Consider the following 21971-nt stretch of genomic DNA (forward strand, 5'->3'; position numbering starts at 1 on the left):
TGCAGTTCACGACGCTCTGCGTCGCAAGAGGACGCAGAGCGTCCAGACCGGCATGCCCACGCGGAGCATGGGCACGATGATGCTCTGCGGTGTACCTGCAGGAACGATGGATCTTCAGAACACCGCTCGTTCCTCACGCTCCAGCGTGGGAATGCAGTTCACGACGCTCTGCGTCGCAAGAGGACGCAGAGCGTCCAGACCGGCATGCCCACGCGGAGCATGGGCACGATAGTGTTCTTCGGTACATCTGCAGGAACGATGGATCTTCAGAACACCGCTCGTTCCTCACGCTCTGCGTGGGCACGATAGTGTTCTCCGGCACGCCCTAGGCGCGATAGGTATCCATTCAGCCGAACACTTCTTTCAGCAAATCATGCATCGACTTGAACGCACGGCTCGACACTTTGGCGTCGTACATCATCATGCCCGGCACGTTGGCGTGCGGATCGGTGAAGGAATGGAATGCCCCGCCGTAACTGTGCAGTTGCCAGTCCACACCTGCGGCGTTCATTTCCTCTTCGAAAGCAGGCAATTGCTCTTTTGGCACCAGCGGGTCCGACGCACCGTGGAGAACCAGTACCGAGCCCTTGATGTTCTTCGCATCAGCCGGGTTGGGCGTGTCCAGGGTACCGTGGAACGAAATGGCAGCCTTCAGCTCGGCTCCGGTACGTGCGAGCTCCAGCGAGCAGCAGCCACCGAAGCAGAAACCGAATGTTGCGATCTTGCTTGAGTCCAGAGACACATCCGCCTGGCTCAACAACTGGTCGAGGCCAGCCTGCATACGCTTGCGCAGAAGACCGCGATCATTCTTGAGCGGCGTCATCGCAGCGCCCGCCTCGTCATTGTTACTCGGGCGAATCTGCTGACCGTAAAGATCAGCCAGCAGCACTACATAACCCTTCGCAGCGACCGCTTTGGCGATGTCTTCAGCACCCTGGCTAACACCCATCCAGTTAGGCGCCATCAACAGGCCTGGCTGTGCAGCGCTAGCTTTCGGGTCGTAGGCAAGACGGCTTTCATAAGTCTGGCCATCGATCTGATAGACCACAGAACGAATTTCGATATTGCTGCTCATTACTGACTCCTGATCGTTAGGGAGATGAAAAACGTGTCGCGGGAACTGAAACAAAAAACCCGCCGAGGCGGGTTTCTTGTCAACCGGCTATCAAACCGACAGTTCTACCAACAGCTTGTTCAGACGACGCACATACGCGGCTGGATCCTTGAGGCTGTCACCGGCGGCCAGCGCCGCCTGATCGAACAGGATGTGCGACAGATCGCCGAAGCGTTCTTCGCTCTGCTCTGCATCAAGCTTGCCGATCAGCGGGTGGGCCGGGTTGAATTCGAAGATTGGCTTGGAGTCCGGAACCTTCTGACCGCTGGCTTCCAGAATCTGACGCATCTGCAGCCCCATGTCCTGCTCGCCAATGGCCAGAATCGCAGGTGAATCGGTCAGACGATGGGAAACACGCACTTCGCTTACAGACTCACCGAGCGCCGCTTTCAGGCGCTCGATCAGGCCCTCTTTGTCCTTGGCGATCTCTTCCTGAGCCTTCTTGTCCTCTTCGGAGTCAAGACTGCCCAGATCAAGGTCGCCACGCGCCACATCCACAAAGCCCTTGCCGTCGAAATCGCTCAGGTAGCTCATCAGCCACTCGTCGATACGGTCGGTCAGCAGCAGCACTTCGATGCCTTTCTTGCGGAAGACTTCAAGGTGCGGGCTGTTCTTGACCTGCGCGTAGGATTCGCCAGTGAGGTAGTAAATCTTGTCCTGACCTTCCTTGGCACGCGCCAGGTAATCGGCCAGAGAAACACTTTGCTCGCCGCTGTCGTCGGAGGTCGATGCAAAGCGCAGCAAGCCGGCGATCTTTTCCTTGTTGGCGAAGTCTTCCGCCGGACCTTCCTTGAGCACCTGACCGAAGTTTTTCCAGAAGCCCTTGTACTGCTCGGGCTCGTTCTTCGCCAGTTTCTCGAGCATGTCCAGCACGCGCTTGGTCAGCGCCGACTTCATCGAGTCGATGATCGGGTCTTTCTGCAGGATTTCGCGGGAGACGTTCAGCGACAGGTCATTGGAGTCGACCACACCCTTGATGAAGCGCATGTACAGCGGCAGGAACGACTCGGCCTGATCCATGACGAAGACGCGCTGCACATAGAGCTTCAGGCCGCGCGGTGCTTCACGCTGATACAAATCAAACGGAGCACGCGCAGGCACGTACAGCAGCGACGTGTACTCCAGCTTGCCTTCGACCTTGTTATGGCTCCAGCTCAGCGGGTTCTCGTAGTCGTGCGCGACGTGTTTGTAGAACTCCTGATATTCCTCATCCTTCACCTCGGTGCGAGAACGGGTCCAGAGGGCGCTGGCGCGGTTGACGGTTTCCCACTCCGGTGCCGGTGCTTCCTCGCCCTCGGCTGCCGGAGCCTGCTCTTTGGGCAGTTCGATGGGCAAAGCGATGTGGTCGGAGTACTTCTTGATGATGTTACGCAGACGGTAGCCGTCAGCGAATTCCTCTTCACCGCTTTTCAGGTGCAGAACGATACGCGTACCGCGCTCGGCCTTGTCGACGTTTGCAACTTCAAACTCGCCCTCACCTTTGGAGGACCAGTGCACACCTTCACTGGACGGCGAACCGGCACGACGGCTGAACACTTCGACCTTATCGGCAACGATGAATGCCGAGTAGAAACCCACGCCGAACTGACCGATCAGGTGCGAGTCCTTCTTCTGGTCGCCCGACAGGTTTTTCATGAAGTCAGCGGTGCCGGACTTGGCGATGGTCCCCAGATGGGTGATCACATCTTCACGGCTCATACCGATGCCGTTGTCTTCAAGGGTAACGGTCTTCGCGTCCTTGTCGAAGCTCACGCGAATCTTCAGCTCGGCGCCGCCTTCCAGCAGCTCCGGCTTGGACAACGCTTCAAAACGCAATTTGTCGACCGCGTCAGACGCGTTCGAGATCAATTCGCGAAGGAAAATTTCCTTGTTGGAATACAGCGAATGGATCATGAGGTGCAGCAGTTGCTTTACCTCGGTCTGGAAGCCCAGGGTTTCCTTTTGAGTTTCCACACTCATAATCATCAAACTCCGATCTGGATGGTATAAGCCGTCACGGTCAGGCAGCAGCCTGTGTGACAGCGGGTAGTCATCAAGGTGGGGGCTGGGTCGGGGATTTCAAGAGCCAATGATGCGCGGAACGCGTTTCATGCGCCGGATAACACACGCATTGCGTTGGTGGGTGCTGGCCAGAACTGTCCGCAATCGGTACAGCGCCATCGGCCTGTAACGACCGCGAAACAACGGCTTTCAATATTGTCACCACGGGTGGAACTTAACTCACGAGCGCAGGCTCTTAGCCTCGTGAACACTCAATAAGGAGAAACACCCCATGCGTAAATCTTTAGCCTATGCCTTGATGCTTTCTGCCACCCTGGGCCTTGCCGCCTGTGACAAAAAGTCCGAAAACACTCAGCAAGATGCCAACAAGGCAGCTCAGCAGTCCCAGGAGTCGATGGAAAAGGCTCAGGAAAAAGTGAATGACGCGGCCAAGGAAAGCCAGGAAGCCGCTCAGAAGAACGCTGAAGCCGCTCAGCAGCGTACCAATGAGAACGCCAACAAAGCGCCAGAAGCAGCGCCAGCCACCAAGTAAGGCTGAAACGCTTACAGAACTAAAAAAGCCCGCTCAAAGCGGGCTTTTTCATTTAACTTGTCTTACCTGACACCTGACGTCAGTTCGACATTGCATCGTGTACCGACTTCAAGCCAGCGCCTCGCTGCGCTTGCCCATGAGCCTGTCAACGGCCACAGCGCCCGCCAGCGTGACTACCGAGGGCACCAGCCACGCCAGGCCTTGATCACTCAGCGGCAGACTGGTCAGAACACCCGGTAGATAGTCAGTAAAACCGGCACCCTTCAGCGCATCGATCAGGCCAAAGATGAGTGATACCAGCATCACCGGTGCAACAACCCGTCCCTGGCTCTGCCAGAGGCCTTTGCAGAAGCTCAGCGCCACCAGCACGATGCACGGTGGATAGATGGCGGTGAGCACCGGAATCGAAAACTGGATCAGCTTGGTCAGCCCCAGGTTGGATACCAGCAGCGAGAACACCGCCAGGATGATCACCAACGTCCGGTAGGACAGCGGCAGCACCTTGGCAAAGTACTCAGCACAGGCACAGGTCAGGCCTACCGCTGTCACCAGACACGCCAATGAAATCAGCACGGCGAGAAAACCGCTGCCCAATGAACCGAAGGTGTGCTGCACGTAGGCATGCAGAACCGCCGCGCCGTTGCTTGCGCCTGCCGCGACCGCATGGCTGCCGGAACCCAGGCGAAACAGGCTGACATACACCAGCGCCAGCCCGACACCGGCAATGAGCCCGGCAATGATCGCGTAGCGCGTGATCAGACGCGGTGACTCGACACCACGAGAGCGGATGGCATTGACGATGACAATCCCGAAGACCAGCGCCCCAAGGGTGTCCATGGTCAGATAACCATTGATGAAACCCTGGGAAAACGGCGCAGCGGCATAGGCGGGCTCAGCCTCGCCTATTCCGCCTGCGGGTAATGCGAATGCCGCGATCCCCAACACTGCCAGGGCGATAATCTTGAGCGGTGCCAGAAAGCGCCCGACCGTGTCGAGCAAGCGCCCCGGGTACAGCGAAACCCAGAACACCACCAGAAAATACACCAGGCTGTAGAGGAACAACGCGACTGGAGTGTCACCGGTCAGAGGTGCCAGGCCGACTTCAAACGAGACCGTCGCGGTACGCGGGGTCGCAAACAACGGGCCGACCGCCAGATAGCAGACTGCGGCGAGCGCCCCGCCGGCAATCTTGCCGATCGGGCTGCTCAGGGCATCCATTGCTCCCCCTACCCTGGCCAGAGCAATCACCGTAACGACCGGCAGCCCGACCGCCGTGACCAGAAAGCCCAGCGCCGCCATCCAGACATGTGGCCCGGCCTGCAGGCCGACAATAGGTGGGAAGATGATATTGCCAGCCCCGACAAACAGGGCAAATGTCATAAAACCGAGTGCCAGGATGTCCTGGCCTTTCAACACTTTCATTACGAGGGACCACACGGAATCGAAATAAGGGATGGGACGTCACCCATGAATGGGGCAGACGCAGCCCGTCGGCGTAAGACGTGGCAGTACCTTGCGAAACGCCCCTCGTGAGGGCAACGCAAAAACGGCGGACAGGGTAGCCAACTTCGACCGAAAATGCACTGTCTCAGGGCGCGCCAGCCGACGACGCACCGTTTGTTGGCGGATGAAAACGCCGCCAGACAGTTGGAAATACCGGCAATGAGAGGTCCTGGTGAACCAGGCCCGGTAAGCCTCGAACCTTTTCAGACGCCCAAACAAAAGCCACCCGAAGGTGGCTTTTGTCGATTGCTCGAATCAGGCAAGCGAGCTTACCTGATCAGCAAACAGTGAAGCTTACTTGGTTGGCCAGCCAGTCAGCTCGGCCAGGGCCTTGCCGATGTCTGCCAGGGAGCGCACGGTTTTTACACCAGCGTCCTGCAGTGCAGCGAATTTCTCGTCTGCAGTACCTTTACCACCAGAGATGATTGCACCGGCATGGCCCATGCGCTTGCCCGGAGGAGCAGTCACACCAGCGATGTAGGAAACAACCGGCTTGGTCACGTGCGCCTTGATGTAGGCAGCGGCTTCTTCTTCAGCCGAACCGCCGATCTCGCCGATCATGACGATCGCCTCGGTCTTCGGGTCTTCCTGGAACAGTTTCAGGATATCGATGAAGTTCGAACCAGGGATCGGGTCACCACCGATACCTACACAGGTGGACTGACCGAAACCGGCGTCAGTGGTCTGCTTCACAGCTTCGTAGGTCAGGGTGCCGGAACGCGACACGATGCCTACTTTGCCTGGCAAGTGAATGTGACCTGGCATGATGCCGATCTTGCACTCGCCCGGAGTGATGACGCCTGGGCAGTTAGGGCCGATCAGGACCACACCCAGCTCGTCGCACTTGACCTTGGCTTCCAGCATGTCGATGGTCGGGATGCCTTCGGTGATGCAGACGATCAGCTTGATGCCGCCGAACGCTGCTTCAAGGATGGAATCCTTGCAGAAAGGAGCCGGAACGTAGATGACGCTGGCAGTAGCGCCAGTGGTGTCTACGGCTTCTTTCACAGTGTTGAACACTGGCAGGTTCAGGTGCGTGGTGCCGCCCTTGCCCGGAGTCACGCCGCCAACCATTTTGGTGCCGTAGGCAATGGCTTGCTCGGAGTGGAAGGTACCTTGCGAACCAGTGAAACCCTGGCAGATAACCTTGGTGTCTTTATTGATCAGGACGCTCATTACTTGCCCTCCGCGGCTTTGACAACTTGTTGAGCAGCGTCGGTCAGGCTGGTCGCAGCGATGATGTTCAAACCGCTTTCTGCCAGTACTTTAGCGCCCAGTTCAGCGTTGTTACCTTCAAGGCGAACAACAACCGGGATTTTCACGCCGACTTCTTTCACTGCACCGATGATGCCTTCGGCAATCATGTCGCAACGAACGATGCCGCCGAAGATGTTGACCAGTACTGCAGCGACGTTAGCGTCGGACAGGATGATCTTGAACGCTTCGGTAACGCGCTCCTTGGTGGCACCGCCGCCAACGTCAAGGAAGTTTGCAGGCTTGCCGCCATGCAGGTTGACGATGTCCATGGTACCCATGGCCAGGCCAGCACCGTTGACCATGCAACCGATGTTGCCTTCCAGCGCTACGTAGTTCAGTTCGAACTTGGCAGCGTGAGCTTCGCGAGGATCGTCCTGCGAAGGATCGTGGAAGCCCTTCAGCTTTGGCTGACGGTACATGGCGTTGGCATCGATGTTGATCTTCGCGTCCAGGCAGTGCAGATCGCCGTCAGCCTTGATCACCAGCGGGTTCACTTCCAGCAGGGCCAGGTCGTGGTCCTGGAACAGCTTGGCCAGACCGGTGAAGATCTTGGCGAACTGAGTGACCTGCTTGCCTTCCAGACCCAGCTGGAATGCCAGATCGCGACCCTGGAACGGCTGAGCGCCGACCAGTGGGTCAATCGTGGCCTTGAGAATCTTTTCAGGAGTGTCGTGAGCGATCTTCTCGATGTCCACGCCACCTTCGGTGGAAGCCATGAACACGATACGACGGCTGGAACGATCGACCACAGCGCCCAGATACAGCTCTTTGGCGATGTCGGTGCACGATTCGACCAGGATCTTGGTCACTGGCTGACCATTGGCGTCAGTCTGGTAAGTCACCAGGCGCTTGCCCAACCACTGTTGGGCGAACGCTGCAGCGTCTTCCTTGCTGCGAACCAGCTTTACGCCGCCCGCTTTACCGCGACCACCTGCGTGAACCTGGGCTTTGACGACCCACTCGGTTCCGCCGATCTTGTCGCAGGCTTCTGCTGCTGCTTCCGGGGTGTCTACCGCGTAACCCTTGGATACTGGCAGGCCGTACTCAGCGAACAGCTGCTTACCCTGATACTCGTGAAGATTCATGCTTATTACCGTCTTCGTTTAGGTACTGCGCATTCGGTGCTGCACGTCGGCGTGCCGCACCACCTGTGACCGCTACTCCGGGTGGACTCCGCAAGTGCCGTGGGACACTCGTGAAGCCGCCTGAGAGGTCGAGTCCGGCGCAGATTCCGCGGTAAGCCCTGCTTGCAAGGCCAACGACGGGCACTGCGCCGTGGTTTCTCTTGTTGTCTTAGCGTTTCTTGCGATTCTGGATATGGATGGCGCCGCCATTCACAGCCAGTGCAGCTTCATGCAGCGCTTCGGACAGGGTCGGGTGCGAGAAGACCATCATGCCGATGTCTTCTGCGCTGCTACCGAATTCCATCGCGATTGCGCCCTGCTGTACCAGCTCGGCAGCGCTTGGACCAATAACGTGAACACCCAGTACGCGGTCAGTCTTGGCATCGGCAATGATCTTGACGAAGCCGCCGGTGTCGTTGGCTGCCATGGCACGGCCGCTGGCCGCGAACGGGAACGTACCGACATTGACTTCAACGCCTTCGGCCTTGAGCGTCTGCTCGGTCTTGCCGACCCAGGCGATTTCCGGGTGGGTATAGATAACCGACGGGATCAGGTTGTAGTTCATCTGAGCCTTGTGGCCCTTGATGCGCTCGACAACCATGATGCCTTCTTCCGACGCCTTGTGTGCCAGCATCAGGCCACGCACCACGTCACCGATGGCGTATACGCCAGGAACGCTGGTGGTGCAGTAGTCATCAACGTAGATGAAACCGCGCTCGTCCAGATCAACGCCGCTGTCCGATGCCAGCAGGTCAGTGGTAACCGGACGACGGCCAACGGCAACAATCAGACGATCAAAGGTAATCGACTGCTCGCCAGCGGCGTCTGTGTAGCTGACCACCACTTCTTCGCCTTCGACCTTGGAGCCGGTCACGCGAGCGCCCAGCTTGATGTCCAGACCTTGCTTGGTAAAGGTTTTCAGCGCTTCCTTGGAAACTGCTTCGTCGGCCGCCGGAATGAACTTGTCCAGTGCTTCCAGAACAGTGACCTTGGCGCCAAGGCGAGCCCATACAGAACCCAGCTCCAGACCGATCACGCCAGCGCCGATGACGCCCAGACGCTGTGGAACCTGTTGGAATTCCAGAGCACCGGTCGAGTCGACGATGACTTTCTGATCAACCGGAGCTGGCGGAATGTCGATAGGACGCGAGCCCGAAGCCAGAATCACATGGTCCGCTTCGATGATTTCAACGGTGCCGTCGGCAGCCGTCAGCTCGACCTTCTTGCCAGCCAGCAGTTTGCCGTGGCCTTGCAGAGTGGTCACGCCATTGGCTTTGAACAGGCTGGCAACGCCACCGGTCAGGCCTTTGACGATAGTCGACTTGCGACCGATCATGGCCGGCACATCGATGCTCACTTCAGATGTCGAGATGCCGTGCACGCTGAAGCCGTTCTTGGCTTCATAGAACTTCCAGGAGCTGTCGAGCAGCGCCTTGGAAGGAATGCAACCCACGTTCAGGCAGGTACCACCGAGGGCCAGTTTGCCCTCCTTGTCCTGGTACTTCTCGATGCAGGCAGTCCTGAGACCAAGTTGCGCAGCCTTGATGGCGGCAACATAACCGCCAGGGCCTGCGCCAATCACTACCACGTCGAATTTCTGGGACATAACAAAGAGTTCCTCTTTAGCTGCGAGCTTTTAGCTGCAAGCTGCAAGTCGATCCGCGATCAGGCAAAAACGACTTGCGACCTATTAATCAGGTGAAACACACCAGCCCCGGCTGCACGCTTTTTCACTTCTGACTTGAAGCTCGAAGCGTGCAACCCAGGACTGCCTCATCAGATATCCAGCAACAGACGAGCCGGATCTTCCAGCAGGTTCTTGATGGTCACGAGGAAGGTTACCGCTTCCTTGCCGTCAATCAAACGGTGATCGTACGACAGTGCCAGATACATCATCGGACGAATCACTACCTGACCGTTGACTGCCATCGGGCGCTGAAGAATGTTGTGCATGCCCAGAATTGCAGCCTGTGGCGGGTTGACGATCGGCGTCGACATCATCGAACCGAAAGTACCACCATTAGTGATCGTGAAGGTGCCGCCGGTCATCTCGTCGATGGACAGTTTGCCATCACGGGCCTTCTTGCCGAAGGTGGCGATGCCGCCTTCAATTTCAGCCAGGCTCATGTGCTCGGCGTTACGCAGAACCGGTACAACCAGACCACGGTCGCTGGACACTGCAACACCGACGTCGGCGTAGCCGTGGTAGACGATGTCGGAGCCGTCGATCGACGCGTTGACAGCCGGGAAGCGCTTCAGCGCCTCGGTAGCAGCCTTGACGAAGAACGACATGAAGCCCAGACGTACGCCGTTGTGCGACTTCTCGAAGAGGTCCTTGTACTTCGAACGCAGTGCCATGACTTCGGTCATGTCGACTTCGTTGAACGTGGTCAGCATGGCCATGTTCGACTGGGCTTCGACCAGACGCTTGGCAACGGTTGCACGTACACGGGTCATCGGCACGCGCTTCTCGGTACGGTCGCCAGCAGCGACAACCGGTGCGGCAGCGGCAGCAGGTTTGGCGGCAGGAGCAGCGGCTGGAGCGGATTTCTTCGCTTCAACGGCAGCGACCACGTCTTCCTTGGTGATACGGCCGTCTTTACCGGTGCCCTTGACGCTCGCCAGGTTGATGCCGTTTTCCTCAGCGAGTTGACGCGCAGCAGGCGCGGCAATCGGGTCTTCTTCGCCAGCGGCAGCCGGTGCAGCGGCAGGTGCCGAGGCAGGCGCAGCAGCAGGTGCTGGAGCAGCAGATGCCGTGGCACCATCATTCAAAGTGCCAAGCACTTCGTTGGAGAGGACGATAGCGCCCTCTTCCTTGGTGATCGAGCCCATCACGCCGTCAGCTTCGGCCAATACTTCCAGGACAACCTTGTCAGTCTCGATGTCGACCAGCATCTCGTCCCGTTTTACCGCATCACCCTCTTTTTTGTACCACTTGGAAATGGTGCCATCGGCAACGGATTCCGGGAAAGAGGGGGCTTTGATCTCGATAGCCATTATCTGTAATTCCTTAATTCGGTTTCTAATGCTCGAAGGCGTTAAACAGTGAAGGCATCTTGCAACAGTTTTTCCTGCTGCTCGGCGTGCATCGAAGCGTAACCACAGGCTGGAGCGGCAGAGGCGTCACGACCGGCGTACTCGAGAACGAGTTCACGTTTGTGGTTGCCCATGCTGCGGCGCAGATGGTGCTGACTGCTGTACCAGGCACCCTGGTTCATCGGTTCTTCCTGACACCAGACCACATGCTGCAGGTTGGTGTACGGCGCGATGGTTTCCATCAGGTCGTCTTCAGGGAACGGGTACAGCTGCTCGAGACGAACGATGGCGATGTCTTCACGCCCTTCGGCACGGCGTTTTTCCAGCAGGTCGTAGTAAACCTTGCCGCTGCACAGCACCAGACGCGTGACCTTGGCCGGATCGAGGGTATCGATTTCCGGAATGACGGTCTGGAACGAGCCTTCGGCCAGATCTTCCAGGGTCGAAACAGCCAGTTTGTGACGCAGCAACGACTTGGGAGTCAGCACGATCAGCGGCTTGCGCAGCGGGCGGATGACCTGACGACGCAGCAAATGGTAGATCTGCGCCGGAGTCGTTGGTACGCACACCTGAATGTTGTGCTCGGCACACAATTGCAGGTAACGCTCAAGACGTGCCGACGAGTGCTCTGGCCCCTGCCCTTCGTAGCCGTGAGGCAACAGCATGGTCAGACCGCACAGACGACCCCACTTGTGTTCACCGCTGGTGATGAACTGGTCGACAACCACCTGGGCACCGTTGGCGAAGTCGCCGAACTGCGCTTCCCAGATAACCAGTGCATCCGGCTGGGTGGTCGAGTAACCGTATTCGAATGCCAGCACGGCCTCTTCCGACAGGAACGAGTCATACAGGTCGAAACGCGGCTGACCGGAGTACAGATTCTGCAGCGGGATATAGGTCCCGGCGTCTTTCTGGTTGTGCAGTACGGCGTGGCGGTGCGAGAACGTACCGCGACCGATGTCCTGCCCTGTCATACGGATCGGGTGACCTTCGAACGCCAGCGTGGCGTATGCCATGGTTTCGGCGTAACCCCAGTTGATCGGCAAGCCACCGGCCTGCATCTTCTGACGGTCTTCGTAAATCTTCTGAACCTGACGCTGCACGACGAAGCCTTCCGGCAGCTCCATCAGCTTGGCGGACAGTTCCTGCAGGGTCTTGAGATCGAAGCGAGTGTCGTGACGCGCAGTCCAGGCGTGGCCCAGGTACGGGCGCCAGTCGACGAACAATTCCTTGTTCGGCTCCTTGACCAGGCTTTTCACTACGTGCAGACCATTGTCCAGCGCGCTGCGGTAATCATCGACCTTGGCCTGAACACGTGCCTCATCGAGAATGCCGGTCTTGATCAGATGCTCGGCATACAGCTCACGGGTGGTGCGCTGCTTGGTGATCTGCTGATACATCAGAGGCTGAGTGCCGCTAGGCTCGTCAGCTTCGTTGTGACCGCGGCGACGGTAGCAGACGAGATCGATCACGATATCGCGCTTGAACTGCATGCGGTAATCGATCGCCAGCTGGGTCACGAACATCACGGCTTCCGGATCATCACCATTTACATGGAGGATCGGCGCCTGGATCATCTTGGCAACGTCGGTGGCGTACTCGGTCGAACGCGAGTCCAGCGGGTTGCTGATGGTGAAGCCCACTTGGTTGTTGATGACGATGTGGATCGTGCCGCCCGTCTTGAAGCCGCGAGTCTGCGACATCTGGAAGGTTTCCATGACCACGCCCTGACCTGCAAAGGCCGCGTCGCCGTGGAGGGAAATCGGCAGAACCTTGTCGCCATTCGGATCGTTGCGACGATCCTGACGCGCACGCACCGACCCCTCGACCACCGGAGAAACGATCTCCAGGTGAGACGGGTTGAATGCCATGGCAAGGTGAACCTCACCGCCTGCGGTCATGACGTTGGAAGAGAAGCCCTGGTGGTATTTGACGTCACCGGAACCCAGCTCCACTTTTTTCTTGCCTTCGAACTCGTCGAACAGGTCGCGCGGGTTCTTGCCGAAGGTGTTGACCAGTACGTTCAGACGGCCGCGGTGGGCCATACCGATCACGACTTCCTTGGTGCCATAGGACCCGGAACGCTGAATCAGCTCGTCGAGCATCGGGATCAGGCTTTCGCCACCTTCAAGACCGAAGCGCTTGGTACCCGGATATTTGGTACCCAGGTACTTCTCTAGACCTTCGGCTGCGGTGACACGCTCGAGCAGATGGCTCTGGATATCAGCCGAGAACGCTGGACGACCGCGAACACTCTCAAGACGCTGCATGAACCAGTTGCGCTGCTCGGAATCCACGATGTGGGTGAACTCGGAGCCGATGGTGCGACAATATGTCTGCTGCAACGCTTCATGAATTTCGCGTAGGCTCGCTTCCTCTTTGCCGATGAACAGGTCGCCGGCACGGAAGGTCGTATCAAGATCGGCATTGGTCAAGCCGTAATGATTGATCGACAGATCCGCAGGCGCAGGGCGCTGCCAAAGGCCCAACGGATCGAGCTGAGCAGCCTGGTGGCCACGCATCCGATACGCCTGGATCAGTCGCAGCACTTCAACCTGCTTCTTCTCGTGTTCGCTGCTCACACTGCCGGCGGACACCGGTTGAGCGCGGCGCTGGTTTTTGGCCAGCAACACGAAATGATCGCGAATAGTCGAGTGCGATACATCAGTGGCAGAGCTGCCGTCTGCTGGCAACTTCTGAAAGTAGGTGCGCCATTCTTCTGGCACAGCGTTAGGGTCGTGCAGGTAAAGCTCATAGAGCTCTTCCACATAGGCAGCGTTACCACCGGATAGGTGGGCACTGTTCCACATGCGCTGCATCACGCTTTCTTGCATGCTTGGTCACCCTCGGTAAGGGGACACCACCGGCGAAGACACCAGAGCAATCCTGAAATAGTCGTGTGCAGCGACTGTATCAAGTCACCAGGGATCACGCAGATAGTCCGGGTACCAGCCCGGATGCCCCTGCTGGTCTCATTTCTTCAAAATAAGAGCGGCAGCTTTGCGAGCTACTGCTCAGGTTAAAACTACGGCGCCGGTTGAAGCCTGCGCCGCAGCCACTTCAGTGCAACGGTGTAACAGATAAAACGATGAATCAGACGCCGTTTTGCAACAACATGTTGCGCACGTGACCGATAGCCTTGGTTGGGTTAAGGCCTTTCGGGCACACGTTGACGCAGTTCATGATGCCGCGGCAGCGGAATACGCTGAACGGATCATCAAGCGAAGCCAGACGCTCACTGGTGCGGGTGTCACGGCTGTCAGCCAGGAAACGGTAGGCTTGCAGCAGCGCAGCAGGACCCAGGAACTTGTCGGGGTTCCACCAGAAGGACGGGCAGGAAGTCGAGCAGCAAGCGCACAGAATGCACTCGAACAGACCATCGAGCTTTTCGCGCTCTTCCGGAGTTTGCAGACGTTCGATGGCCGGAGCCGGCGTGTCATTCTGCAGGAACGGCTTCACCTTCTCGTACTGCTTGTAGAAGATGCTCATATCGACGACCAGGTCACGAATGACCGGCAAACCAGGCAGCGGACGTACGATCAGCTTGTTCTTGGCGACAACGGCAGACAGCGGCGTGATGCAGGCCAGACCGTTCTTGCCATTGATGTTCATGCCATCGGAACCGCACACGCCTTCGCGGCACGAACGACGGTAAGAGAAGCCTTGATCCTGTTCTTTGACCAGGGCGAGCACGTCCAGCACCATCAGGTCCTTGCCACCGGTATCGACCTGAAACTCCTGCATGAACGGCGCGGCGTCCTGCTCAGGGTTGTAACGATAAACACTGACTTGCAACATATCGGTCACCCCTTAATAAGTCCGAATCTTAGGTTCAAAAGTCGGAACAGTCTTCGGCGAGAAGTTCACGGCACGCTTGGTCACGCGCTTGTCACCCGGGAAATACAGGGTGTGGCACAACCAGTTCTCGTCATCGCGATCTTCAAAGTCTTCACGGGCGTGAGCGCCGCGGGACTCTTTACGATGCTCTGCGGCGATCGCCGTGGCTTCGGCAACTTCCAGCAGGTTTTGCAGTTCAAGCGCTTCGATACGGGCGGTATTGAATGCCTGGCTCTTGTCGTTGATCTTGACGTTGGCGATACGCACGCGCAGGTCAGCCAGCTGAGCAATACCCTTCTGCATGTATTCGCCGGTGCGGAATACACCGAAGTAGTTCTGCATGCAGCTTTGCAGCTCTTTACGCAGCGTGGCGACGTCTTCGCCGGTAGTGCGCTCGTTCAGGCCGGCAACGCGTGCCAGCGCAGCATCGATGTCGGACTCGGAAGCACGGGCGTAGTCGATACCTTCGCTCAGCGCTTTCTCCAGGTGGATACCCGCAGCGCGACCGAACACAACCAGATCGAGCAACGAGTTGCCGCCCAGACGGTTTGCGCCGTGAACCGATACGCAAGCCACTTCACCTACCGCGAACAGACCCGGAATGATCTGATCGACACCGGCGGCGTCCTGAGTGATCGCCTGACCATGAATGTTGGTGGCAACGCCGCCCATCATGTAATGGCAGGTAGGAACTACCGGAATCGGCGCTGTTGCAGGGTCGACGTGAGCGAAGGTCTTGGACAACTCCATAATGCCTGGCAAACGGCTGTGCAACACTTCTTCGCCCAGGTGATCGAGCTTGAGCATTACATGGTCGCCATCCGGACCACAGCCGTTGCCGGCAATGATTTCCTTGACCATGGAGCGCGCAACCACGTCACGACCTGCAAGGTCCTTGGCGTTAGGAGCATAACGCTCCATGAAACGCTCGCCGTGCTTGTTGATCAGGTAACCGCCTTCACCACGGCAGCCTTCGGTGACCAGTACACCTGCACCGGCAATGCCGGTCGGGTGAAACTGCCACATTTCGATGTCCTGAACCGGGACACCGGCGCGCAGTGCCATACCGATACCGTCACCGGTATTGATCAGGGCGTTGGTGGTCGAAGAGTAGATACGACCTGCACCGCCGGTTGCCAGCACGGTAGCGTTGGCACGGATGTAGGAAGTTTCGCCGGTTTCAATGCAGATGGCGATGATGCCGACAAAGGCACCGTCCTGATTCTTGACCAGATCCACGCCGTAGTATTCGTTGAGGAATACGGTGCCAGCCTTGAGGTTGGCCTGATACAGGGTGTGCAGCAGTGCGTGACCGGTACGGTCGGCAGCAGCACAGGTACGTGCAGCCTGACCGCCCTTGCCGAAGTCCTTGGACTGACCGCCAAACGGACGCTGGTAGATGCGACCCTGTTCGGTACGGGAGAACGGCAGACCCATGTGCTCGAGTTCGAAAACAGCTTCAGGGCCTACGGAACACATGTATTCGATAGCGTCCTGGTCACCGATGTAGTCGGAACCCTTGACGGTATCGTACATGTGCCAGCGCCAGTCATCGTTCGGATCGGCAGAGGCAATTGCGCAGGTGATGCCACCCTGGGCAGAAACGGTGTGCGAGCGTGTCGGGAACACCTTGGTGACCACGGCAGTCTTGTGACCGCCCTGAGCGAGCTGCAGAGCAGCGCGCATACCGGCACCGCCACCACCAATGATGATGGCGTCGAAGGAAAGCGAATTTATGTTAGCCATGAATCAGATACCCCAAAGAATCTGCACGCCCCAGACGAAGTAGGCGAACATCAGAACGCCGCATACCGCCTGAAACAGAAAACGTACTGCAGTGGCAGACTTGCCCAGCGCCATCGGCGTCAGGTAGTCGGTCGCGATGGTCCACATGCCGACCCAGGCGTGAGCGCCAAGGGCAACGAGGGCCAGCAGACTGAAGATACGCATTCCGTTGTGTGCGAACAGATCATGCCATTGGGCGTAACTCAGACCCGGATGAAAGACCATGTATCCGATCAGGAATATGAAATAAGCCGCGAGCACGACCGCAGAAACACGCTGAGCCATCCAGTCATAGAGGCCCGAACGCGAAAGGTTGGTGACGTTGGTTACCATATCCATACTCCCGCCAGAAGAATCAGTACCACGGAAACCGCGATAACGATTTTGGAGCCCAGCTTGCCGCCTTCGAGCGTCTCGCCTACCCCGGAGTCCATGATGAGGTGACGGATACCGGCCACCATGTGATACAGCAGGGCAGACAGAAGCCCCCAGATGATCAGCTTGGCCAGCGGGCTGGTCAGACACGCCTTGACTTCACCGAACCCTTCTTCGGACGCCAGCGACTTGTCCATTGCATACAGCATGATTGCAATACCGACAAAGAGGATGACACCGGAGATGCGGTGAAGGATGGACGTGTAAGCGGTGACTGGGAGCTTGATGGTCCTTAGGTCTAGATTTACAGGTCGTTGGCTATTCACGGCTTTTTTTCACACTGAAGAGCCCCTAACAATCAGGGCAAGTTGTTGGGAAGTGCACTGGTCAGGTACCCACCACCCAGGAAGTGACGACCCCCTTGAAACAGGCCAAAAAGCCTTTGGCGGTCGGACGCCGAGTATAGACAGTTAGGTTACTAATGACAACGCGCAGACTTACCGCCAATGGCGCATTGCGTTGCCGGGACAAAAGGCGTAAACGGCAGGAAACGGTCTGAAAAAATCCACGACGGGCCCTTGCGGAACACGACTTTAGGCAAATTGACTTTAGAATTTATCTCACTATAGTGATGCGGGCCCTGCGTGGGGGGCCTGTCTGATGATTTGAAGCATAAATAGGAGGCCACATGGCTGACAAAAAAGCGCAGTTGATCATCGAGGGCGCAGCCCCCGTCGAGCTGCCAATTCTGACCGGTACAGTGGGTCCGGACGTGATCGACGTACGCGGCCTGACCGCCACCGGCCGCTTCACATTTGACCCTGGCTTCATGTCCACGGCCTCTTGCGATTCGAAGATCACCTACATTGATGGTGACAATGGCATTCTGCTGCACCGCGGCTACCCGATCGAACAACTGGCCGAGCAGTCCGATTACCTCGAAACCTGCTACCTGCTGCTCAACGGCGAACTGCCGACCGCCGAACAGAAAGCCCAGTTCGTGGCCGTGGTCAAGAACCACACGATGGTTCACGAGCAACTCAAGACCTTCTTCAACGGCTTTCGTCGCGACGCCCACCCGATGGCCGTCATGTGCGGCGTAGTCGGTGCCCTGTCAGCGTTCTACCACGACTCGCTGGACATCAATAATCCGCAGCACCGCGAGATTTCCGCTGTACGCCTGGTGGCCAAGATGCCGACCCTGGCAGCGATGGTCTACAAGTACTCCATGGGCCAGCCCATGATGTACCCGCGCAACGACCTCAGCTACGCCGAAAACTTCCTGCACATGATGTTCAACACCCCGTGCGAGATCAAACCGATCAGCCCGGTGCTGGCCAAGGCGATGGACAAGATCTTCATCCTTCACGCCGATCACGAGCAGAACGCCTCGACATCCACCGTCCGCATGGCAGGCTCTTCGGGCGCCAACCCGTTTGCCTGTATCGCTGCCGGCATCGCCGCGCTCTGGGGCCCGGCCCACGGCGGCGCCAACGAAGCGGTACTGACCATGCTGGATGAAATCGGTGACGTGTCGAACATCGACAAGTTCATCGCCAAGGCCAAGGACAAGAACGATCCGTTCAAGCTCATGGGCTTCGGTCACCGCGTCTACAAGAACCGTGACCCGCGCGCCACCGTAATGAAGCAGACCTGCGACGAAGTACTGAAAGAGCTGGGCATCACCAACGATCCTCAACTCGAACTGGCCATGCGCCTCGAAGAGATCGCCCTGACCGACCCGTACTTCATCGAGCGCTCGCTGTACCCGAACGTCGACTTCTACTCGGGTATTATCCTCAAGGCCATCGGCATTCCGACCAGCATGTTCACCGTAATCTTCGCTCTGGCGCGGACCGTCGGCTGGATTTCGCACTGGAAAGAAATGCTCTCCAGCCCTTACAAGATCGGTCGCCCTCGCCAGCTCTACACCGGCAATGTGCAACGCGACATCGTCGCCCTGCAAGACCGCAAGTAAGCGTTACACGCAAAAACAAAGGGCTGCCACTGGCAGCCCTTTTTTGTGCGTACTGCATACTGCAGGATTATTGCGTTTGCGCGGCCCGCTCTCTGAGCGCTTTCAGCGTGTTGAACGGCGCGTCGACAACAAACTTGTTGGCCAGCATCGATGGCACGCTACCACCGGGCTCGGTGTGAACCTGATAAGTCACCTCGGTCTGGTTTGGCCCCTTGGGCACCATCTTCCAGAACCCCTTGACCTCGGTCACACGCACGAAACCCTTTTCCTCGGGAACGTACTTGGGCTGCTCCTCAAGATTCCGGGTAATACTGCCGTCAGCCCCCTCCTGAGTGGTGATCAACAACACCGAGTCACGGGGCGTCACCGGCCAGGGCGTATTGAACTGGCTGTAGGTCCAGGTCTTGTTACCTTCGTGCTTGAGTATCTTCTGCAACTTGCACTCATGAATCCAGGCGCAGGCCCCGGCAACATCCTCTTGAAGCGCACGCAGCTTGCTCACGCTGGCATTGATCAGCGCAATGCCCTGGTAGGCCTTGTAGTCGGACCCAGGCACGTCACTCAACGAAACCTTGATGCCATCCTCGTTCTTGACCACTTTCCAGTCGTCAGCCTGTGCCGTTCCGGCAAGCATTACAGTAAAACCACAAGCAACAGCCATGCGATACAGCGGACTCATTGTTTTATTCCTTGTTTTGAAGTTCCGACAAAGCACTTGCGCTCAAAAACAGCCCTTTCATGCCACTGCAGTAGCTTTTTCCCACCAGCCAATAAGGCGAATGGCATCCGCCTGATCGACTCCGCAAACATCTTCAGCCGCCTTGAACTGACTGCATACCGCAGGTCGCTCGGGCTTGCCGAACAAGGCGCAAAGAAACTCGACCGACAAGTGCAGGCATCGCTCACCTGCAGGTTTTCCCTCAGGCATGCCGGGTATGGGAGACGTGATGGAAGGCGCTATGCAGCACGCACCACAATCGGAACGGCAGTCCATGACCAGACACCCTTACTGAAAAATAGAAAAAGAGGAAGGATATTAACCGTCAAAACGTCTGTTTGAAAACGCTGTATCGGACGATAGGCAGGGCTTACTGCTTGAATTTGAAATCCAGTGCAGCACCTTCGACATCACGACGGTTTTCGTTGCGCATCTGCAATTGCATTTCGTTGGTCAGCAATCGACCTTCAAGCTCAAAGGGACCCGGATTGGCCGAAGCCCCCTTGTCGCTGAACATCTGCGGCAATATCGGCTTGCGCTTGCTGGTAATCACATTGGCGGGCGGGTCCAGCTCCTTGACAAGCTCGGGCGGCAAACTCAGGTCGAGCTTTGGCGACTTGATGCGCACATCCTTGGCACTGGCCGTTTTGGCGTCTTTGGTGTTCTTGCGCTTGCTGACAGGCGCCTTGGCCGCCACTACTTTCGAAGGCGACTTTTCAGAGACTGCCGCCTTGGCCACCGGAGGTGCTGAGGGTTGTGATTTTTCCTTGCCCACCACTACCGGCACCACCGGAACACCCGGCATCAACTGATGCATGGTATCGGGTGCCTTTATCTGTTTTGCATCCGTCGCCACCGCCTCCACAGGAGCCTCGGTCTTCAAGTGCACTTCAGGCGACACCGGAGCAGTAATAACCGCCTCGGTCTTGGGCTTGGGCACAGACGAGTCCTGAGCATCACAACCACTCAGAAGCACGACGACAAGCAATCCCAGACAGCGAAAAACATTCATAGGCAAAAAGTCAGGCAAGACAGTGGCAAAGAGCCGGAAAAGAAACACATGCTGTCCTTTTGAGGCCAACCTGACAAGCCAAGAGTTCAAAACAACTGACAAAAAATCTTTACAACTCAGTACACATGTATCGCTTCCTGACACAACTGCTTGGCCAGAATACCCAGCGTCATCAGTGCCCGCTCAGCCTCTTTGTTCCAAGGCATCCCGCAGTTGAGGCGAATGCAGTGATTGAACTGCTCGGTATTACTGAAGATCAACCCTGGCGCGATACTGATACCCTGCTCCAGCGCGCGAACATGCAGCTCCTGAGTATTGACCCGGCCCGGCAGGCTGACCCACAGAATGAACCCACCCGCAGGGCGACTCATCTGCGTGCCCTCAGGGAAGAACTGCTGCACCGCCAGCTGGAAGGCGCTGAGATTCTTGCGGTATTCCAGGCGAATGAAACGCAAGTGCCGATCGTAGCCGCCGTTTTCGAGGTACGCGGCGACTGCCATTTGCGTGACACTGCATGCAGAGTGCGTGCTGAAAGTCTGCAAACGTTGAATTTCTGCCTGATATTTGCCAGCAATGATCCAGCCGATGCGTACACCCGGCGACAGGGTCTTGGAAAAGCTGGAACAGTAAATCACCCTCCCCAGCCGATCAAACGCCTTGAGCGCCTTGGTCCTCCCGACTTCGAACATCAACTCGCCATAGACGTCGTCTTCAACCACCTGAATATCGAAGTCCGAGGCCAGACGCAGGAGGTTCTTCTGCCGCTCCTCCGGCATGGTGCCGCCCAGTGGGTTGCTCAGGCGTGACGTCAGTACCAATGCTTTGATTGACCATTGATTGGCCGCCAGTTGCAGGGCCTCCAGACTGATGCCGGTGGCCGGGTCGCTGGGGATTTCGATGACTTTCAAGCCCAATAGGTCGGCAAGTTGCAACAACCCGTAATAAGCAGGCGACTCGGCAGCGATCAGGTCACCCGGCCGGGTCAGCACGCGTAGAGTCATCTGCAGTGCATCCACGCACCCGTGGGTGATCACCACCTCGGACGGATCGACCACCACGCCGGCGTCGCGCATACGGATGGCGACCTGCCTGCGCAGCGGCTCGAAACCCGGACTGAACATATAGCTGAAGGCCCGCGGGCTGTGAAAACGCGTCACTTTCGCTAATTGCTGATGCAGCGCGCGCACCGGCAGGTAGTCCACATGAGGCACAGCGGCACCCAGAGCAAACACGCCCTCGCGTCGGGATTCCTCGAGCACTTGCTGGATGATACTGCTGCGCGTGACCAGACCAGGCCGCTCGACCCGCGCGATATCCGGGGTCGAAGCCGTAAGTGCCGGGGTTTGATGAACATAGTAGCCGGACTGAGGGCGCGCCCGGATCAACCCTTGATCTTCAAGGTTCGCATAAGCCTGCAATACCGTCGCATGGCTGACATTGAGCTGCGAACTCATCTTGCGAACCGAAGGCACACGCTCACCGGGTTGATACACCCCACGACGAATATCTTCGGCAAGCTGCTGGGCGATACGCTGATAGAGCAAAAGATTGGTCATGACACAGCCTCGAAAAGACCGGTGATTTATTGTTTTTAAAAATACAGATACGGAATAACCGGCACAGTCCAGAAGTGTACGGGAACAGTTTACGTTCAAGCCAGCGGTCACGACCGCTGCACGAAAATAAACGCGGCTGAAAA

18 protein-coding genes are annotated in these 21971 nt (G+C 57.6%); 2 read left to right on the forward strand and 16 right to left on the reverse strand.

From position 1 onward, the window contains the following. Positions 1-346: 346 nt before the first annotated feature. Positions 347-1075: a dienelactone hydrolase family protein gene (locus RYB09_RS02120; protein WP_058400467.1), complete on the reverse strand. Its 729-nt coding sequence runs from the start codon at positions 1073-1075 to the stop codon at positions 347-349. 90 nt (positions 1076-1165) lie between these two features. After that, the gene (gene htpG / locus RYB09_RS02125; protein WP_058400466.1) at positions 1166-3073 is read right to left on the reverse strand and encodes a molecular chaperone HtpG; all 1908 of its coding nucleotides are present in this window, start codon (positions 3071-3073) and stop codon (positions 1166-1168) included. 313 nt (positions 3074-3386) lie between these two features. Here htpG and RYB09_RS02130 point away from each other — a divergent pair, with 313 nt between their 5' ends. Continuing rightward, entirely contained in the window at positions 3387-3647 is a 261-nt protein-coding gene (locus RYB09_RS02130) for a lipoprotein (RefSeq protein ID WP_002552985.1), read from the forward strand. 108 nt (positions 3648-3755) lie between these two features. Here RYB09_RS02130 and brnQ read toward each other — a convergent pair whose 3' ends face one another. The 10 genes from brnQ to sdhC all read right to left on the reverse strand — a co-directional run bounded on the left by brnQ (position 3756) and on the right by sdhC (position 16890). Beyond that, a complete protein-coding gene (brnQ, locus tag RYB09_RS02135; RefSeq protein ID WP_058409237.1) occupies positions 3756-5069 on the reverse strand; it encodes a branched-chain amino acid transport system II carrier protein in 1314 nt (437 codons plus the stop codon). Positions 5070-5444: 375 nt separating this feature from the next. Then, the gene (gene sucD / locus RYB09_RS02140; RefSeq protein WP_003316562.1) at positions 5445-6326 is read right to left on the reverse strand and encodes a succinate--CoA ligase subunit alpha; all 882 of its coding nucleotides are present in this window, start codon (positions 6324-6326) and stop codon (positions 5445-5447) included. Further along, positions 6326-7492 carry an ADP-forming succinate--CoA ligase subunit beta gene (gene sucC / locus RYB09_RS02145; RefSeq protein WP_003316561.1) on the reverse strand — a complete coding sequence of 389 codons (1167 nt, stop codon included), beginning with the start codon at positions 7490-7492 and terminating at the stop codon, positions 6326-6328. Before sucC ends, sucD begins: the two co-directional genes overlap by 1 nt. A gap of 208 nt (positions 7493-7700) precedes the next feature. After that, positions 7701-9137, reverse strand: coding sequence for a dihydrolipoyl dehydrogenase (lpdA, locus tag RYB09_RS02150; protein WP_316887304.1), 1437 nt, complete (start codon positions 9135-9137; stop codon positions 7701-7703). Between the two features lie 170 nt (positions 9138-9307). Then, positions 9308-10528 (reverse strand): 2-oxoglutarate dehydrogenase complex dihydrolipoyllysine-residue succinyltransferase, encoded by a 1221-nt coding sequence (gene odhB, locus RYB09_RS02155; RefSeq protein WP_044323471.1) that lies wholly within the window; start codon positions 10526-10528, stop codon positions 9308-9310. A gap of 41 nt (positions 10529-10569) precedes the next feature. Continuing rightward, positions 10570-13401 (reverse strand): 2-oxoglutarate dehydrogenase E1 component, encoded by a 2832-nt coding sequence (locus tag RYB09_RS02160; RefSeq protein ID WP_058400463.1) that lies wholly within the window; start codon positions 13399-13401, stop codon positions 10570-10572. Positions 13402-13660: 259 nt separating this feature from the next. Beyond that, complete coding sequence (locus tag RYB09_RS02165; protein ID WP_316887307.1) at positions 13661-14365, reverse strand: succinate dehydrogenase iron-sulfur subunit; 705 nt, start codon at positions 14363-14365, stop codon at positions 13661-13663. Positions 14366-14377: 12 nt separating this feature from the next. Beyond that, a complete protein-coding gene (sdhA, locus tag RYB09_RS02170; RefSeq protein WP_002552976.1) occupies positions 14378-16150 on the reverse strand; it encodes a succinate dehydrogenase flavoprotein subunit in 1773 nt (590 codons plus the stop codon). Positions 16151-16153: 3 nt separating this feature from the next. Then, a complete protein-coding gene (gene sdhD / locus RYB09_RS02175) occupies positions 16154-16522 on the reverse strand; it encodes a succinate dehydrogenase, hydrophobic membrane anchor protein (protein WP_003382006.1) in 369 nt (122 codons plus the stop codon). After that, positions 16516-16890, reverse strand: a complete 375-nt coding sequence (gene sdhC / locus RYB09_RS02180; protein ID WP_002552975.1) for a succinate dehydrogenase, cytochrome b556 subunit — start codon at positions 16888-16890, stop codon at positions 16516-16518. Before sdhC ends, sdhD begins: the two co-directional genes overlap by 7 nt. 362 nt (positions 16891-17252) lie before the next feature. Between sdhC and gltA the strand changes: the two genes are divergently transcribed. Continuing rightward, positions 17253-18542 (forward strand): citrate synthase, encoded by a 1290-nt coding sequence (gltA, locus tag RYB09_RS02185; protein ID WP_002552974.1) that lies wholly within the window; start codon positions 17253-17255, stop codon positions 18540-18542. Between the two features lie 67 nt (positions 18543-18609). On the opposite strand, the gene RYB09_RS02190 is transcribed toward gltA, so the two are convergent. The 4 genes from RYB09_RS02190 to RYB09_RS02205 form a co-directional block, all read right to left on the reverse strand. Then, positions 18610-19221, reverse strand: a complete 612-nt coding sequence (locus RYB09_RS02190; RefSeq protein WP_122258717.1) for an START domain-containing protein — start codon at positions 19219-19221, stop codon at positions 18610-18612. Between the two features lie 57 nt (positions 19222-19278). Beyond that, a complete protein-coding gene (locus tag RYB09_RS02195) occupies positions 19279-19536 on the reverse strand; it encodes a YkgJ family cysteine cluster protein (RefSeq protein WP_058400461.1) in 258 nt (85 codons plus the stop codon). A 94-nt stretch (positions 19537-19630) separates the two neighbouring features. Then, positions 19631-20272, reverse strand: a complete 642-nt coding sequence (locus RYB09_RS02200) for a translation initiation factor 2 (RefSeq protein WP_316887309.1) — start codon at positions 20270-20272, stop codon at positions 19631-19633. Between the two features lie 116 nt (positions 20273-20388). Further along, on the reverse strand, positions 20389-21828 hold the full coding sequence (locus RYB09_RS02205; protein WP_058400459.1) for a PLP-dependent aminotransferase family protein: 1440 nt from the start codon (positions 21826-21828) through the stop codon (positions 20389-20391). Positions 21829-21971 lie beyond the last annotated feature (143 nt).

Source organism: Pseudomonas syringae group sp. J254-4 (genome assembly GCF_032586855.1).
GTDB classification, from domain to species: Bacteria; Pseudomonadota; Gammaproteobacteria; order Pseudomonadales; family Pseudomonadaceae; genus Aquipseudomonas; species Aquipseudomonas amygdali.